This is a genomic window from Neobacillus sp. FSL H8-0543 (genome assembly GCF_038592905.1).
GTDB lineage: Bacteria > Bacillota > Bacilli > Bacillales > Cytobacillaceae > Neobacillus.
The window spans coordinates 58,221-72,895 of the sequence record NZ_CP151943.1 but is presented as its reverse complement, the minus strand read 5'-3'; the positions used below and the strand labels follow the sequence as shown (position 1 = coordinate 72,895).

At 36.6% G+C, this 14,675-nt stretch carries 19 protein-coding genes; 12 read left to right on the top strand and 7 right to left on the bottom strand.

Features of this window, described 5'->3' with window-relative positions; genetic code table 11:
- Window positions 1-102: 102 nt before the first annotated feature.
- The 3 genes from NSS81_RS00425 to NSS81_RS00415 all read left to right on the top strand — a co-directional run bounded on the left by NSS81_RS00425 (window position 103) and on the right by NSS81_RS00415 (window position 2,196).
- Window positions 103-765 carry a carbonate dehydratase gene (locus NSS81_RS00425; RefSeq protein ID WP_342431612.1) on the top strand — a complete coding sequence of 221 codons (663 nt, stop codon included), beginning with the start codon at window positions 103-105 and terminating at the stop codon, window positions 763-765.
- Between the two features lie 190 nt (window positions 766-955).
- Window positions 956-1,402 carry a MarR family transcriptional regulator gene (locus NSS81_RS00420; RefSeq protein ID WP_342431611.1) on the top strand — a complete coding sequence of 149 codons (447 nt, stop codon included), beginning with the start codon at window positions 956-958 and terminating at the stop codon, window positions 1,400-1,402.
- A 32-nt stretch (window positions 1,403-1,434) separates the two neighbouring features.
- Window positions 1,435-2,196 carry a TerC family protein gene (locus tag NSS81_RS00415; protein ID WP_342431610.1) on the top strand — a complete coding sequence of 254 codons (762 nt, stop codon included), beginning with the start codon at window positions 1,435-1,437 and terminating at the stop codon, window positions 2,194-2,196.
- A gap of 243 nt (window positions 2,197-2,439) precedes the next feature.
- Here NSS81_RS00415 and NSS81_RS00410 read toward each other — a convergent pair whose 3' ends face one another.
- Together NSS81_RS00410 and NSS81_RS00405 are read right to left on the bottom strand one after the other, a co-directional pair.
- A complete protein-coding gene (locus NSS81_RS00410) occupies window positions 2,440-2,739 on the bottom strand; it encodes an RNA polymerase alpha subunit C-terminal domain-containing protein (protein ID WP_342431609.1) in 300 nt (99 codons plus the stop codon).
- Between the two features lie 119 nt (window positions 2,740-2,858).
- Window positions 2,859-3,101: a hypothetical protein gene (locus NSS81_RS00405; protein ID WP_342431608.1), complete on the bottom strand. Its 243-nt coding sequence runs from the start codon at window positions 3,099-3,101 to the stop codon at window positions 2,859-2,861.
- Window positions 3,102-3,276: 175 nt separating this feature from the next.
- On the opposite strand from NSS81_RS00405, the gene NSS81_RS00400 reads away from it, so the two are divergent.
- On the top strand, window positions 3,277-3,543 hold the full coding sequence (locus tag NSS81_RS00400; protein WP_342431607.1) for a hypothetical protein: 267 nt from the start codon (window positions 3,277-3,279) through the stop codon (window positions 3,541-3,543).
- Between the two features lie 30 nt (window positions 3,544-3,573).
- The gene (locus NSS81_RS00395; RefSeq protein ID WP_342431606.1) at window positions 3,574-3,747 is read left to right on the top strand and encodes a hypothetical protein; all 174 of its coding nucleotides are present in this window, start codon (window positions 3,574-3,576) and stop codon (window positions 3,745-3,747) included.
- Between the two features lie 204 nt (window positions 3,748-3,951).
- Here the strand turns inward: NSS81_RS00395 and NSS81_RS00390 are convergent, their stop codons facing one another.
- The 4 genes from NSS81_RS00390 to NSS81_RS00375 are packed head-to-tail and all read right to left on the bottom strand — an operon-like array spanning window position 3,952 to window position 7,733.
- Window positions 3,952-4,959 (bottom strand): iron ABC transporter permease, encoded by a 1,008-nt coding sequence (locus tag NSS81_RS00390; protein ID WP_342431605.1) that lies wholly within the window; start codon window positions 4,957-4,959, stop codon window positions 3,952-3,954.
- On the bottom strand, window positions 4,956-5,966 hold the full coding sequence (locus tag NSS81_RS00385; protein ID WP_342431604.1) for an iron ABC transporter permease: 1,011 nt from the start codon (window positions 5,964-5,966) through the stop codon (window positions 4,956-4,958). Before NSS81_RS00385 ends, NSS81_RS00390 begins: the two co-directional genes overlap by 4 nt.
- Window positions 5,967-6,013: 47 nt before the next feature.
- On the bottom strand, window positions 6,014-6,937 hold the full coding sequence (locus NSS81_RS00380) for an iron-hydroxamate ABC transporter substrate-binding protein (RefSeq protein ID WP_342431603.1): 924 nt from the start codon (window positions 6,935-6,937) through the stop codon (window positions 6,014-6,016).
- Window positions 6,888-7,733, bottom strand: coding sequence for an ABC transporter ATP-binding protein (locus NSS81_RS00375; protein ID WP_342431602.1), 846 nt, complete (start codon window positions 7,731-7,733; stop codon window positions 6,888-6,890). Before NSS81_RS00375 ends, NSS81_RS00380 begins: the two co-directional genes overlap by 50 nt.
- Window positions 7,734-8,052: 319 nt before the next feature.
- Here NSS81_RS00375 and NSS81_RS00370 point away from each other — a divergent pair, with 319 nt between their 5' ends.
- Window positions 8,053-9,108 (top strand): NAD(P)/FAD-dependent oxidoreductase, encoded by a 1,056-nt coding sequence (locus NSS81_RS00370; protein WP_342431601.1) that lies wholly within the window; start codon window positions 8,053-8,055, stop codon window positions 9,106-9,108.
- 52 nt (window positions 9,109-9,160) lie between these two features.
- Here NSS81_RS00370 and NSS81_RS00365 read toward each other — a convergent pair whose 3' ends face one another.
- Entirely contained in the window at window positions 9,161-9,952 is a 792-nt protein-coding gene (locus NSS81_RS00365; RefSeq protein WP_342431600.1) for an ABC transporter ATP-binding protein, read from the bottom strand.
- A gap of 360 nt (window positions 9,953-10,312) precedes the next feature.
- Here NSS81_RS00365 and NSS81_RS00360 point away from each other — a divergent pair, with 360 nt between their 5' ends.
- The 6 genes from NSS81_RS00360 to NSS81_RS00335 all read left to right on the top strand — a co-directional run bounded on the left by NSS81_RS00360 (window position 10,313) and on the right by NSS81_RS00335 (window position 14,530).
- Window positions 10,313-10,861 (top strand): GNAT family N-acetyltransferase, encoded by a 549-nt coding sequence (locus tag NSS81_RS00360; RefSeq protein ID WP_342431599.1) that lies wholly within the window; start codon window positions 10,313-10,315, stop codon window positions 10,859-10,861.
- Between the two features lie 272 nt (window positions 10,862-11,133).
- A complete protein-coding gene (locus tag NSS81_RS00355; protein WP_342431598.1) occupies window positions 11,134-12,180 on the top strand; it encodes a serine hydrolase in 1,047 nt (348 codons plus the stop codon).
- A 68-nt stretch (window positions 12,181-12,248) separates the two neighbouring features.
- Window positions 12,249-12,578 (top strand): hypothetical protein, encoded by a 330-nt coding sequence (locus NSS81_RS00350; protein ID WP_342431597.1) that lies wholly within the window; start codon window positions 12,249-12,251, stop codon window positions 12,576-12,578.
- A gap of 367 nt (window positions 12,579-12,945) precedes the next feature.
- Window positions 12,946-13,617, top strand: coding sequence for a hypothetical protein (locus tag NSS81_RS00345; RefSeq protein WP_342431596.1), 672 nt, complete (start codon window positions 12,946-12,948; stop codon window positions 13,615-13,617).
- Window positions 13,618-13,745: 128 nt separating this feature from the next.
- Complete coding sequence (locus tag NSS81_RS00340) at window positions 13,746-13,961, top strand: DUF5316 family protein (RefSeq protein WP_342431595.1); 216 nt, start codon at window positions 13,746-13,748, stop codon at window positions 13,959-13,961.
- A 74-nt stretch (window positions 13,962-14,035) separates the two neighbouring features.
- Window positions 14,036-14,530, top strand: coding sequence for a methylated-DNA--[protein]-cysteine S-methyltransferase (locus tag NSS81_RS00335; RefSeq protein WP_342434152.1), 495 nt, complete (start codon window positions 14,036-14,038; stop codon window positions 14,528-14,530).
- Window positions 14,531-14,675: the final 145 nt, after the last annotated feature.

Here is a 14,675-nt window from a genome sequence, read left to right as displayed (position 1 = left end):
TAACTTCGGATAAATACTTTGGCATTGGTATGAACTGAAATTTCTTACGTATATGTAATATGAAGAAATTAACATGGTTGCATAATGAAAGGAGTCTTTATTATGTGGAATGAACCGGGTAACCAATGGCCAATGAATATTTACAGTTACTATGTTGGTTACAATCCCCCAACGTCGGTAAATCCTTATCCAAGGTTTCCACGAATCCATAATAATGCATTCTTAAGTCCCTTTACTTATATTGTAGGGGATGTCACGGTTCAAAATAATACCTATGTGGGTCCATTTGTTAGTATTCGCGCAGATGAAGGTACACCCTTTTATATTGGGAGTAATAGTAATTTACAGGATGGGGTAATTCTTCATGGGTTGAAAAATAAGTATGTGGAGAAGGACAATAAGTGGTACTCCGTATATATTGGAAACGGAGTATCTTGTGCCCATGGGTCATTAATTCATGGGCCATGTCAGGTAGGTGACAATGTTTTTATTGGCTTTAAAGCAATTGTTTATAATGCTCGGATATTGGAGGGTTGCTTTATTTCTTCATGCGCAGTAGTGACAAATGGGGTAGAACTTAAACCAAACAGTTTTGTTCCGCCTGGTGCTAACATCGATACCCATGAAAAAGCAGATCGATTATTACCTGCACCTAAATCAGAGGAGGAGTTTGCTATGGAAGTTCAAAGGGTCAATCAAGAATTCCCTGCGGCATATTCCTTGTATTTTGGAAAAAATAAATGTACATGTGGGCTATCCTGTTAGGATAAAATCAACAACGTACGAAAGTAGAAAAAAATACAAGTGATTAATAAGGTTACCTGATAATTGGTTAACCTTTTTCCTGTTTATGGGGAATTAAATACATTGTATTTGTGTTTTTTAAAAATAATACTATAATGTATATTATATATAATCTATATATAATATGATTAATAGTAAAATACGGAGGGAAATGATGGAAGTAACAGATTTTAAAAACAATCTATGGGATTATACGCGAAAAATTGGTGAAAATACGAATATGGTCATTACTTCACTATGTGAACAACATGGGGTAACTATGCTACAAGGGAGAATACTTGTGGAAATACATCAACATGGTTCACATACCATTGGTAGTTTAGCTAGTAGGTTAAATATTGCTGGGACTAATATATCTACGATGTGTAAAAAGCTTGGAACCAAAGGTTTCTTAGAACGAGTAAGAGACGAAGAGGACGAGCGGGTTGTAAAGTTAATTCTTTCAGAAAAAGGAAATAGTGTGGTAAAAGAGATTAATCAAGAGTTGATAGAGAAAATTTTAATCTCTATTAAGGGGGAAACGGATGAATCCCTATATGAGATCATTAATGGTCTAAAGAAAATGAATGACCTGTTAGAAAAAATTAGAAGTTTGTAAGGGTTAAATTAAAATCAGAGGAGAAATGAAAAATGTGGGATGAGATAATTTCAACCTATGCTTCTATGTTAGATTGGCAAATGTGGGCAGAGGTATTAACCTCCTCAGAAGCATGGGGATTAATTCTTTCTTTAGCCGTACTGGAGTGCATCTTATCAGCAGATAATGCCTTAGTGTTGTCTGCTTTTGTAAAGCCCTTACCAAAGCATCAACAAAAGAAGGCTTTGGTCTATGGTTTATGGGGAGCATATTTATTCCGTTTTATTTTCATCGGACTTGGAACCTTCCTTATTAAGTTATGGTTTATTAAGTTGATTGGAGCATTGTACCTATTGTGGCTTGCTGTAAGCTTCTTTAGAGAAAAACTAAAAAGTAAGGAGGATGTTGATGACGAGAAAGATCGTGCTCCAAAAGGCTGGTTAGTGAAAACCTTTGGTGTGTTTTGGGCAACGGTTATTAGTTTAGAAATCATGGATTTAGCTTTCTCTGTAGATAGTATTCTGACAGCACTTGCTGTTTCAGAAAAAGTTTGGGTAATATTACTAGGTGGTATGATTGGTATATTAATGATGCGGGGAGTGGCAACCTTCTTCATAACTTTAATGAACAGAGTACCAGAACTTGAAACGACTGCATACGTATTGATTACATTTATCGCGGTTAAAATGGGCCTAACACTTGTTGACATTCATATTCCAAATGAAATTTTCATTATCATCATGGTCGTTGCTTTTCTTGCTACATTTGTTATCCACGCCATCCGTAAGCAGAGAGTCGAAAGACATTCACACTAATTATCAATCATGAAAAATCACGAGCCTCTACTATCGCTCGTGATTTTTTTATTATTATCGTTATTGTTTTAGCGAGGTAATCAGAGATTACCTTAAGATTTCATTAAGCTTGAAGCCTTGTTGGGTAGCGTACACTTCAAACCATTCATATTTCGGAGATTCGAACCAGAGTGTACTTTGAGGTTTGCATGTAGTGAAAGTGGAAATGCATTTGTGTAGCATTCAAATCAAGCAACCAGACGATTAGTTGCTTGATTTGAATGTTAATCCATTTTTCTGTAATGCTGTTCTAAGTTTAGGTAAAGAAGCTGGTCCCATACCGTGAAATGTTAAAATTTCCTTCTCACTATAGTTTGATAGCTGCTGAACAGAAGTTATCCCATTGTTTTCTAGTGCTCTTCTGGCTGGTGCCGAAAGTTGTGTAAGGAAATCATTTTCAGGTATCCGCTCTTGCTCACATTTCGGGCAGGTAGGGCAATCACTACTTTTATAGTATTTGTGACCCTTACTGCAGGTCCTTAGACTTTTCTTTAGCGTATTCATAATTGTATCCCTCCTTTTTTCAAGCATACCTCAGATAAATAATTAATCAAACTAATTACCATTTATGTAAACAAAAGCCTGTATCTAGGGTATTAGATACAGGCTTCATAATTATTGTATTAAGCGTATTTTATGCCAGCGAGCTTAATATTTCTACTATCATCTGACCCACATGGTGTTACAGCATATGTCATTTCACATTTTGGGCAGTTCATAATAACGGTTTTTAATGTAAAGATTTCACCACATTCACAGCTGATTTCGTGCTCCACTGTTGGTGCAAAGCTTGCTTTTCCCTTACTTGTCACATGATCAACGATGTCTTTTCCATCCTTTAAACTTGATGCACAACCACAGCTCATAAATAACCCTCCAAGGAATATCATAATATATTAAAGTATATAAATTTAGAATAGCATAGAAATATTTCATTCACTGTGTCTAAAATGAGACACATTACGAACTTGGAGAGAATGTCATAAAATTATCATCAATTTCAAAAAATTGAATCGTATAATTCATGAAGGGAGTTATCTTATGCATTGGATAAAGTTTATGATAATGCAATTCCTAAAAGAGCCTATGTGGTTTAAGGTATTAATTGTATCAACTTTGTTGTGTTCTATTATTTTTAGTAGCTCATTTTTTTCGGAAAATACCTATCTTCAAGGTTTTTCAAAATTAGCTGCTGCTGCCTTTTTCCTTACTTGTGGCTTTAAAATGAGAAAAAGTCATTTAGCCTCTATTGTTTTATATTCCATGGCAGTAATATGTATTTTTCTATCCATCCAAGGAATGTATTAATTTAAGAGAGGTTCCTTGGCCGATAAACTGGTGCCAAAGTGGGAAATGGGTCATGGTAGAAGGGTTTCATCGACCGAAACTGGTGCCAGAGATGGAATTGGGTCGATGAAGAAGTGTTTCATCGACCGAACAAGGAGCCAGATTGGGATTTGGGTCGATGAAGAAGGGTTTCATGGAAAGAAACTGTGCCGGAAAGGGATTTGATAGTCTCTCGCAAACTATTAGAAAGATTTGGTATGCAAGTACATGAAACAATTGAAAGAATTCGCAAAATGATGAGGACCAGTAGAAAAGGTTCTGAAATTTGTCGTAAGTCACTGTAATTATGTAGTAAGTACAAAGGATTTTGTAGTAAATATCTACACACCTATAGTAAAGAAGTTGACATTTGGTGACAGGCACCAAATGTCATTTTTTCAATAGTAAATACATAAAGTAGGGAGCACCGATTAATGCAACCATTATTCCTGCTGGGATGCCTGCTGGTTCAACGATATTACGTCCGATGGTGTCGGCGAATACTAATAGAAACCCTCCAATGAGAATAGCAACGGGAATAAATAGTTGATTTCTAGGTCCCACTAGTGCTTTGGCAATATGGGGACCCAATAATCCAATAAATGAAATTTGCCCAGTAACCGAAACTGCGGAAGCTGCTAGGGCAACGGCTGCTATCAATAAGACAATCCGTTCTTTCTCAATAGATACACCGACACCAATTGCCACAGATTCACTTAGTCCGAGAAGGTTTAACCGATTAGCTTTATATAAGGTGAAAGGTATCAAAATTACTAACCAAGGAAGAAGTGCCCAGATGAAGGGCCAATCCGTGCCCCATATATTACCCGCTAACCACTTCGCAATAAAATCTACTTTTGCTCGTTCTGCTGAGGAAATGAGAACAATCATTGCTCCCGAAAGTGCCATTGAAAATCCAATTCCAATTAATACTAATCTAACGGGTTGTAAACCAGTATCTTTTTTATAAGAAAAGAGATAGATGAAAAATACAGTAAGTAAAGCACCAGCAAAAGCGGCAAGGGGAAGCATGTAGACGAAAGTGCCGGCTTCAATCGGGAAAAACAAAAAGAATACAGTTACGGCAACACCTGCCCCGGCATTGATCCCAATAATACCAGGGTCAGCCAAATCATTTCGAGTGATTCCCTGTAAAATAGACCCTGATAACGCAAGGGCCATACCGGCTAACAAGGTAATGATCATTCGCGGTAAACGAACCGAGAATAGTACAAATTCCTCTTTGAATGTTCCTTGACCGATTATTGTCGGGATAAGTCTGTCATAGGATACTGTAGAGTAGCCGATTCCCATTCCAACCACAATGGTTACGAGGATAAGGGTAAAAATACTAACTAAGATTAATCGTTGTTTTTTTATTAATGATGGGTGTATCATGAGAATGCCTTACCTCCTTTACGGACGATGACTAGGAAGAATGGTAACCCTATGGTAGCCAAGAGAGCAGCAACGGGTGTTTCAAAGGGAGAATTGATCGTCCTGCCAAGTGTATCGGCAAAAAGCATAAACGTGGCACCCGAAATTGCCGACATTGGAAGAATATATCGGTAATCAGTTCCCACCATTGCTCTAACTACATGGGGAACCATTAAACCGATGAATGCCATATTTCCGACCAGTGCAACCGAGGCACCAGCAAGGAGGATAATGACTATAAAGAGAATCCCCTTAATTTGTGTTGTTTTTTGCCCTAATCCAACAGCTACTTCTTCATTTAAGCTTAAAATGGTGAGCTGACGGGAGAGGCAAAGTGAGATGATAATACCTACCACGATAAATGGAACAATGATTTGAAGCTGTCCCCAGGATGTTCCTATCATTCCGCCTGCCGTCCACATCGAGACATTCTTTGATATCTTAAAGAAAATTCCAATTCCTTCTGCAATAGCATATAAAAAAGCTGACACAGCCGCTCCTGCTAATATTATACGAAGGGGAGAAAAGCCACCTTTTTTTATTGCACCGATACCAAAAACCATCATGGTTCCTACCGCAGCCCCGATAAAGCAGGTAATCGTAATAATGATGTAATTTGCTGAAGGAAGGAAAGCAATAGTGATTGCCAGTGCGGCATTGGCACCTGCAGTTAATCCAAGTAAACCAGGGTCAGCAAGCGGGTTCCTTGTGATTCCTTGCATAATGGCACCAGCAACGGATAATGCTGCTCCTACTGCAATTGCTGCGATTTCTCGGGGCAAGCGAATTTCTCGGATAATGGAAATTTTATCACCGTCTTTAATAGAAAAGAGGGCGAGCCACACATCCTGAAAGGTGATATTCGCTGCACCAATAACCATCGCGATTACAAACATACCAACAAATACAAAAATACCAGCTAAAAGTTTGTATCCAAATGGAATAAATTTTTGTTTTTCTGTCATCATATCAGTCTCTCATCTCATCTTTTCTTTCATAGAATTCCCCTTGATTTTTAGTTTCCTAGAAATGATTCTTTAAAGAATTTAAGTTGTTTTTCAAGTGTGACAGGGTCACTGAACGAAGAACCATTCCCATTAAATTCAAAAACATGTTTGTTTTTAACTGCAGGAATATTCTTATATGTTTCGGTTTCTTGGAAGGAAGTATCCGCATCGGAGTATTTACTCAAGACAATATAATCTCCAGCATACTCTGGCAGTACTTCTGCAGATAAAGTATAATACCCTGTCGATAAAGCCACTTCTTTTACTTTTTCAGGCATTTTCAGTTTCATTGCTTGATACAAGATTTCGGTTCCACGGGCCCAGTTATCGCCGAAAACATAAAGATCCTTACCATAACTTTCAATTACTGAAACGGTTGCATCTTCGCCGATTTTTGCACGAATTTCATTTCCAACAGCAGTTGCCTGCTTCTTGAAGTCTTCAACCCAGGCTTGTGCTTCCTTTTCTTTATTTAATAGTTTCCCAATTTCTAAGTGTTGAGTTAAATAATCAACTTTTCCCCATGTGTAAGTAACCGTTGGGGCTATTTCACTTAACTTATCAATGTTTTTAATATTGGATAATCCAATGATTAAATCTGGTTCTAATTCAATAATTTTTTCTAAGTTCTCATCAGAAACCTCTTCAACCTCTTTTAATTCTGTTTCGAAGGTTGGATTGTTTTTAGACCATACATCAACACCAACAATATTTACTCCTAAATCTATGACATTACCAGTAAATCCAGAGAGCAAAATAACTCGTTTCGGGTTGGCTGGTACCTCAATTGGACCAGTTTCTGATTTATATGTAATCGTTTCCGGTTCATTTTTATCAGGAGCAGGTTTATCCTCTTTTGTTGATGCCTCATTTGTACAAGCACTAATAATTAACACTAACAGCAGAATAAAGGGCAACAGTATTTTTTTCATTGGTTGATTCTCCTTTTAATAGATTATAGGTAATACATATGGGTTTCATTGTTCGCGGATCCCGTCCTATTTCGGCATCAATGTGGAATACCTCTTTCAGAACGTGATGGGTGATAACTTCTTCACACAATCCAGCTTTGACGATTTCACCATCCTTTAAGGCAATGATATAGTCTGCAAACCGGGCAGCTTGATTTAAATCATGGAGGACCATGACAATTGTTCGTTCCTGTTCACCATTTAATTTTTGTAAAAGCTCTAAAACTTCAAGTTGATGGGCCATATCTAAGTAGGTAGTCGGTTCATCCAGAAAGATAATTTCCGTTTCTTGAGATAGGGACATCGCAATCCAGACGCGTTGGCGCTGTCCGCCTGATAATGAATCGACAGTGCGATACTTAAATTCCATTGTTCCAGTGACCTCAAGTGCCCAGTCAATCACTTCAAAATCTTTTTTTGTTAAGCGGCCGAATCCTTTTTGATAAGGGAAGCGGCCATAGGAAACAAGCTCCCCAACCGTTAATCCACTAGCACTTTCTGGTGTCTGCGGAAGGATAGCCATTTTTTTCGCAAGAATCTTTGTACTTTCTTTTGAAATATCCTTTCCGTCTAAAAGGACTGTCCCTGATTGATGGGAGATGATACGAGTAATGGCCTTTAGCAAGGTTGATTTACCGCAGCCATTAGGCCCAATGATGGTGGTGATTTTTTTATCAGGAATATCAACACTGAGATTTTTGAGTATTAAGCGTTCACCATACCCAATACTTAAACCATCTGTATATAGGCGAACCATAGGGGGGACCTCCTTTATTTTTCGAACACAGATTGATAATGATTATCAGTATCAATCTGTGTTCAAATATAAATGCCACCATTTTAAAAGTCAACTAGAATATAGAAAATAAATAAATCATACAAAAGGGAGTTTTAGAATAGTTCACGAATCTTAAAGGATTAGCTTAATGATTTTCTGCCAAAAAACCTTCACAATTTAAAGATTTTTGTGTGCCTCAGAATTTTTCGAAAAATTACTTGTTGAAAAATTGATTTAAATCAATTAATCTTATTGATAATGATAATCAATTACAATTAGATATAGGAGTTGGCGCTAAATGGAGCACGAGGCATTATTTGATGTGACGGTGATTGGCGGGGGACCAGCGGGTCTATATTCAACTTTTTATAGTGGACTCCGGGAAATGAAAACAAAAATTATTGAATTTCAACCGAAATTAGGCGGTAAAATACATGTCTATCCTGAAAAAATGATTTGGGATGTTGGCGGGCTTACACCTATCACTGGTGCAAAATTGATTGAGAAGCTTGTGAAGCAGGGATTAACGTTTCATCCGGAGGTTGTTTTGAATGAAAAAATTGAAACCATCTCACGCAATGAAGAGGGGATATTTGTGTTGCAAGCAGCATCAGGTCAAAAACATTATTCTAAAACAGTGATTGTAGCTGTAGGGAGTGGAATCTTACAATCTAAGAAACTTGAAGTGGAAGGTGCGGAACGTTCTAAAGTATCGAATATTCATTATACGGTACAATCATTAAGCTATTTTAAAGATAAAACCTTGATCATTTCTGGTGGGGGAAATACAGCGATTGATTGGGCAAATGAATTAGAGTCAATTGCTAAAAAAATCTTTATTACTTTTAGAAAAGAATCGCTAGCAGGTCATGAAGCGCAGGTATCTCAATTGCTAAACAGTTCTGTTATTTGTCTTCCACAAACATCGATAACGAAACTACTCGCAAGTGAAAGTCAAGATAGCATCGAACAGGTTGAACTAACTGATCGAGTTTCAGGCGAGATTACATATTTAGACATTGATGATGTCATTATTAACCATGGATATGAGCAAGATACAAGTCTGCTAAAAAATAGTACCTTGGATATTAAGATGGTCAATGATTTTTATATAGAAGGAAATTCAACAAGTGAATCATCGATTGAGGGAATATATGCAGCAGGAGATATTTTAACCTACGAGGGGAAAGTCAATTTAATTGCCGGGGCCTTTCAAGATGCCGCAAATGCCGTGAATAAAGCAAAGCAGTTCGTCCAGCCTGATGCCAATAAATTCGCAATGGTCTCTTCACATAACGAAATCTTCAAAAAGCGTAATCGTGAATTGGTGAAAGAAATTATCGGGAAAGAGTGAAGGGTAGCAAGGGGAATGTTCTTGTGATATAGAAAAATATTCCCCTATTAATTTATTTTTCTACCATTTGTACTTTAGATAGCAATGGGCGATTGTTGTTCCAAATGACACTAACTGGAAGTTCAAAAAAACGGGAAAGCTGTTCACTGGAAATCATCTCGCTTGTGTCCCCAGAAGCAAAAACTTGCCCAGCTTTAAGCAATAATGTTTTGTTGAATAGTGGTAAAATTTCTTCTACATGGTGAGTTACATAGATTATGGCAGGAGCGTCCGGAGTTTTCATAATATCCTCGATTGATTCCAACAATTGCTCTCTTGCAATAAAATCTAATCCATTTGTTGGTTCATCGAGAATTAGTAACGCCGGATCCGCCATTAATGCACGGGCAATCAGAACCCGTTGCTTTTCCCCATGGGATAGTGTTTCATAATTCCGATTGGCATACTCGATACACCCAAGATTCTCAAGTAAGGTAATTGCCTTTTGTCTTATTTCATCTGTAGGTGTTTCATAAAGACCGATGGAAGCGAACGCACCGCTTAATACCACTTCAAAGGCATTGTCATCTGGGCGGAATTTTTCCTGAATAGCGGAGGAAACAAACCCAATTTGCTTTCGAAGCCGTTCCGCAAGATAGGTCTTTCCAAATTCCATTCCTAAAACGCTTACTTTCCCGTTTGTCGGAAAAGTGTATGCATTTAGCAAGTTTAAAAGAGAGGTTTTGCCAGCACCGTTTAGTCCAAATAAGATCCAATTTTGCCCTTTTTCAATCTTCCAATTAATATCCTTTAATATCCAAGTTTCTCCTCGTCTCATTGAAACATTTTCTAAATGCAGAACCATAATTGGCTCTCCCTTCTACTAGTTGGTTATAATTAAATTATTGATTCTATTATAACGTTTATAGCTAAAGTTGTGTTGTCTACGTTCATCATAACGTATCCATGTTGACCGTTAATTGGAATATCCTTTGGTTACGGTCATCATAGAAGCTCCATGGTTAGAACTTTTAGTAATTTCCCTTCGATTACTGTCTATAAGATTCATGAAGAAAGGGAAGATATTTCTCAAGCTTCAATATATAGTAACAAAAAAGGGAGATAATTAGTTTTAATAAATGTTACTCCCAACATATGAATTCTTGTATAATAATTATAGACGGAATAATCTGGTTTTAATAGTGGTTAATGGGAGGGAATTGGATTGAGAGTTAACCAAAAGGAATTTATTATTAATGATTTCCGTTATATTGTGAGGTCTGCAACTGAGAAAGATGCGAAAAACTTGTCTGATTTAAGATTGCAGATTGATGGTGAAACAGAAAACTTAGATAGAGTAAAAGGCGAGAACTACATAGATGAATCAGGCTTTAAACAGATCATTAAAGTGGATACTGAAAGTAGTAAAAATCTATTTTTAGTTGCCCAAGTGAATGAAAGAATTGTAGGTTTTTCAAGATGTGAAGGGAACAAATTGAAAAGAACATCACATAAAGTAGAGTTTGGAGTCTGTGTCTTACAAGAATATTGGGGATATGGAATCGGAAAGAATCTTCTAAAAGAATCTATTCATTGGGCGGACTCAAATGGTATTGGAAAAATAACACTGAATGTTCTTGAAACCAATAATATAGCTATAGAATTGTATAAAAAATTTGGTTTTGAGGTGGAAGGAATATTAAAAAGGGACAAAATTCTCTCTGACGGGATATACTATAATACTATATTGATGGGGAGATTTAATGACAACTAGTTCCATCCATTATAGGTAATTGGAGAAAACAAAGGAAGTTTGAATAATTAGAGGTGTTGGGTTGTCATTGATTCAAAAAGATATAAAGGTAGTAATTGGTGCAGGGGAAAGTATTTCTAGGACTAGTGCATTACTTTAATATGAAGTTATTAGAGGTAATGAATATTGTTACTAGGATAACAGTTGTAATAACATAAATTTAAAGGAAAATGTTTTTCTAGAACTAATATAGAGGAGAATTAGACGAAAAAACATTTTAGAGGTGATTAGTAATGAACTCCAATTTACCAGAAGTCATTTTAAATATTCAAAAGAAAGTTGATTTTTCAGGCTCGGTGTTTGTTGAAGAGAAGGATCATATTTTGGTAGATACCAGCTTTGGATACGCTAATCGATCTGAACAATTAAAAAATAATTCAGCGACTCGCTTTGGAATTGCATCGGGATGCAAACTTTTCACTGCAATAGCCATTTGCCAACTCGTCGAGGCTGGAAAACTATCTTTTAATTCTAAAATAACTGATTGTCTGGATCTTGATTTTCCACGATTTGATGAAAATATAACCGTTCATCATTTGCTGATACACATGTCAGGAATACCAGATTATTTTGATGAGGAACTAATGAAGGATTTTGAGGAATTGTGGATTGATACCCCTATGTATCACATTAGGAAGGGAAGCGATTTTCTACCATTTTTCCAAAGCGAGCCGATGAAATCTCCGGTTGGAGAAAAGTTTCATTACAACAATGCGGGTTATATTTTGTTGGGATTAATAGTTGAAAGTGTAAGCAAACTGGATTTTTCTGACTACGTCCAAAAGCAGATTTTCAATAAAGCAAAGATGACTGACTCAGGATATTTTTCATTTGATGCGCTGCCGCCTAACACAGCTTATGGTTATATCGATCAACCAGATGGTTCATGGAAAACAAATATTTATTCGCTGCCTGTAAAAGGTGGGGCAGATGGCGGTGCATTTGTAACGGTTAATGACATGGCAAAGCTTTGGGATGCACTTTTGAATCACCGACTACTATGTAAAACGTTGACTAATATGCTTTTATCCATTCATACGCAAGTAAATGAAAATGGTTTCTATGGTTATGGGGTTTGGATTAAAAAGACAGGAACCAGCATCCTGAAATACCATATCATGGGATATGATCCCGGGGTTAGCTTTCATTCTGCCTATTATCCTGACCTTTCTATTAAGGTTGTAGTATGCTCCAACAAGTCTGATGGAGCATTTGACATCATGCGTGCGATTGAAGAAGAAGTAATAAGAATTGAAAAAGTGAGAAATAGTGATAGCTGAAACGATGCCTAATAGGGCATCGTTTTGTTATAATTAAAATTAGAAAAATATGTATGAGGAGGCGCATAATGCCATTAGAACAAGAAGTAAGGGGTATGTTGATCGGAGGTTTCGCGATTGTAATGGGTATTGTTATTTTAACGACCCTGTTTCTTTGGATAAAAAATAAAAATAATAGCTCTGCTTATATCTGGACATTAGCCCATTTTCTGTTTTTCACTTTAGCTATATATTTTTTTATAAAGGCAATTTCCTTTGATTTTAACCACCCAATGGCTTCTGAAGAAATCTCCCTTCAATTTGGGATTGCTGGTGTTGTTTGGGCGTTCTCAATGGTCTGTTTACTTATGGGAATTGTTAACTTTTCAAAAAGAAGAAGGATGGAAAAGAGTTTGTAATGGTCGTGGCTTAGAGGAAAATAAGTGGAATATAGACAAGTAATAGGAAAGATTCCATCCTGTTAATAATGAATATTCCTTTTACAAAGGGGTGACCGTACAGATTGGAATTAAAATGACAAGTCGTATCATCAACTCTAGCATCTAATCAACTCCCTCCCAAAATCAATCCCTTATACATGCAGTATAAACAAGAAATATTAAGCAGGTATTGAATAAATGTAAATTTCCTGTCAATTTTGAAACATGGTGACGGTTCTCGTGGTTCTTTACCCTTCTTGTTATTAACTCCTTAGTATTGTTTGGAATTAATGTAGTTTTAGAAAAAATCTGTCCAGAATAAACTATATTTGAAGGAGTGATGACCATGAAAGCTGGAAAGATATTAGTGTATATTGTTAGTTTTGTTTTCCTTTTGGTGGTCTTTTTTGTATATACCCAATTTAACGGGACACCTTGGGGCAAGTCTGAGCAAAAAAAAGCAATGATTTCGTATTTATCTGAAAAATATCAAGATGATTTTACAATCCGTAAGGTCAGATATAATCCACTTGGTTCAGGCTATTATGCCGTAGCTTCTTCTGAGCAGAATCCTAATTTAAATTTCGAGGTTGCGGTTTCACCAGATACAGAGAATGGATATGCTGATTTGTATCCAGCTGTGTTATGGGATTCACCCGTCGCTGATCCGCTAAAAAACTACATTCTCGAGTTATTTCCAGATTTAGTTCAATCTAGGTTTACTGTTGACCGGCAACTGGAAGAAGATGTTGGACCCAATATTCCAACCTACCAATCACTTCATTATGATGCAGGATATCAAAGTGTATTAATGATTGTTTTGAAGGAAGATTGGTTTGGAAAAACGGAGAAGGAACAAGCAGCTGTATATGAAAATATCGAAAAGCTTGCAGCTTACCTCCAAACTAGTCATTTCCCTGTTCTAACAAGAATCTACTACGATACTGAAGATTACACCAATCGAAAAGCCATTTTTATTACCGAAAGCGGCAATATCGTTGAAGTGCCTCAAAAATAAATACAAATCTTTTCATATAGTTGTAAAGAGGTGTTGAGCAGTGCTTAATGCCTTTTTCTACCTTGGAAACACCTTTTAGCTGCGAAAGGTATTATAATATATAAGTAACAAATTAAGGGGGAGTATTAGTGTTTCAATTTTTTCTAATTACAGGGATTGTCTGTATTATTATTTCTGGCATTCTTGTCGGGGCATGGGTAGATGGAGACCGTCAAAGAGCAAATTTTCATACAGAAACCTCCGATGGCAGAAGTTTTAGAACAAAAATAGCATTAATATTTGCTCTCTTCGGTATAATTGATTTTATTATTTCGGGGGTAGTTTATTTAAAATTAGGAACTTGAGGATTTAACTAATCAATGCTGGTGAAACGAAAAGGTAGAAGATGGAAGAATACATAGGAAGGAATGGTAAAACAGTGATTGCATTATATAAAGTAGATTACCAAACACCGATTGGAGTGCTTGAAATAGAAGGGACGAATGAAGGTATTTGCTCTATCCTGTTTTCTGATCAAGAGAAACCCGTACATAACAAAAAAGATGATCTTCCAAAGGTGCTAGTAGATTGCTATGACCAACTGGATGAATACTTTAAAGGGGAACGAACTAGTTTTACAATCCCGTTTCTTTTAGAGGGTACTGATTTTCAGAAAAAGGTATGGAATGCTTTAACAAGCATACCTTACGCTCAAACAGGATCCTATCGCGATATTGCTGTTTCAATAGGGAATGAAAAGGCCGTCAGAGCAGTGGGAAGTGCTAACGGAAAAAATAAATTAACTATTGTCGTACCCTGTCACCGAATAATAGGCAGCAGCGGGAAACTAACAGGTTATGCAGGTGGATTGTGGAGAAAAGAATGGCTTCTTCAACATGAAGGATCCATTAATAAGAATGATATTAGAAAATAGTACAGGCCCCTGATTTTCCACTGTAATATATAAATGAATTTTCGGAAAATTGGTTGACATCATTTAATGAACCGTGATATAAACACTATAAGAAATCTTTAGTACTTAAAAGCGAAAAAGTAAAAATGGAATAGTCGTATCATTA

Excerpts from the sequence above, each read along its gene's own strand:
- NSS81_RS00425 (WP_342431612.1), top strand. The coding sequence starts at position 103 with ATGTGGAATGAACCGGGTAACCAATGGCCAATGAATATTTACAGTTAC.
- NSS81_RS00420 (WP_342431611.1), top strand. The coding sequence starts at position 956 with ATGATGGAAGTAACAGATTTTAAAAACAATCTATGGGATTATACGCGA.
- NSS81_RS00415 (WP_342431610.1), top strand. The coding sequence starts at position 1,435 with ATGTGGGATGAGATAATTTCAACCTATGCTTCTATGTTAGATTGGCAA.
- NSS81_RS00410 (WP_342431609.1), bottom strand. The coding sequence starts at position 2,739 with ATGAATACGCTAAAGAAAAGTCTAAGGACCTGCAGTAAGGGTCACAAA.
- NSS81_RS00405 (WP_342431608.1), bottom strand. The coding sequence starts at position 3,101 with ATGAGCTGTGGTTGTGCATCAAGTTTAAAGGATGGAAAAGACATCGTT.
- NSS81_RS00400 (WP_342431607.1), top strand. The coding sequence starts at position 3,277 with ATGCATTGGATAAAGTTTATGATAATGCAATTCCTAAAAGAGCCTATG.
- NSS81_RS00390 (WP_342431605.1), bottom strand. The coding sequence starts at position 4,959 with ATGATACACCCATCATTAATAAAAAAACAACGATTAATCTTAGTTAGT.
- NSS81_RS00385 (WP_342431604.1), bottom strand. The coding sequence starts at position 5,966 with ATGATGACAGAAAAACAAAAATTTATTCCATTTGGATACAAACTTTTA.
- NSS81_RS00380 (WP_342431603.1), bottom strand. The coding sequence starts at position 6,937 with ATGAAAAAAATACTGTTGCCCTTTATTCTGCTGTTAGTGTTAATTATT.
- NSS81_RS00375 (WP_342431602.1), bottom strand. The coding sequence starts at position 7,733 with ATGGTTCGCCTATATACAGATGGTTTAAGTATTGGGTATGGTGAACGC.
- NSS81_RS00370 (WP_342431601.1), top strand. The coding sequence starts at position 8,053 with ATGGAGCACGAGGCATTATTTGATGTGACGGTGATTGGCGGGGGACCA.
- NSS81_RS00365 (WP_342431600.1), bottom strand. The coding sequence starts at position 9,952 with ATGGTTCTGCATTTAGAAAATGTTTCAATGAGACGAGGAGAAACTTGG.
- NSS81_RS00355 (WP_342431598.1), top strand. The coding sequence starts at position 11,134 with ATGAACTCCAATTTACCAGAAGTCATTTTAAATATTCAAAAGAAAGTT.
- NSS81_RS00350 (WP_342431597.1), top strand. The coding sequence starts at position 12,249 with ATGCCATTAGAACAAGAAGTAAGGGGTATGTTGATCGGAGGTTTCGCG.
- NSS81_RS00345 (WP_342431596.1), top strand. The coding sequence starts at position 12,946 with ATGAAAGCTGGAAAGATATTAGTGTATATTGTTAGTTTTGTTTTCCTT.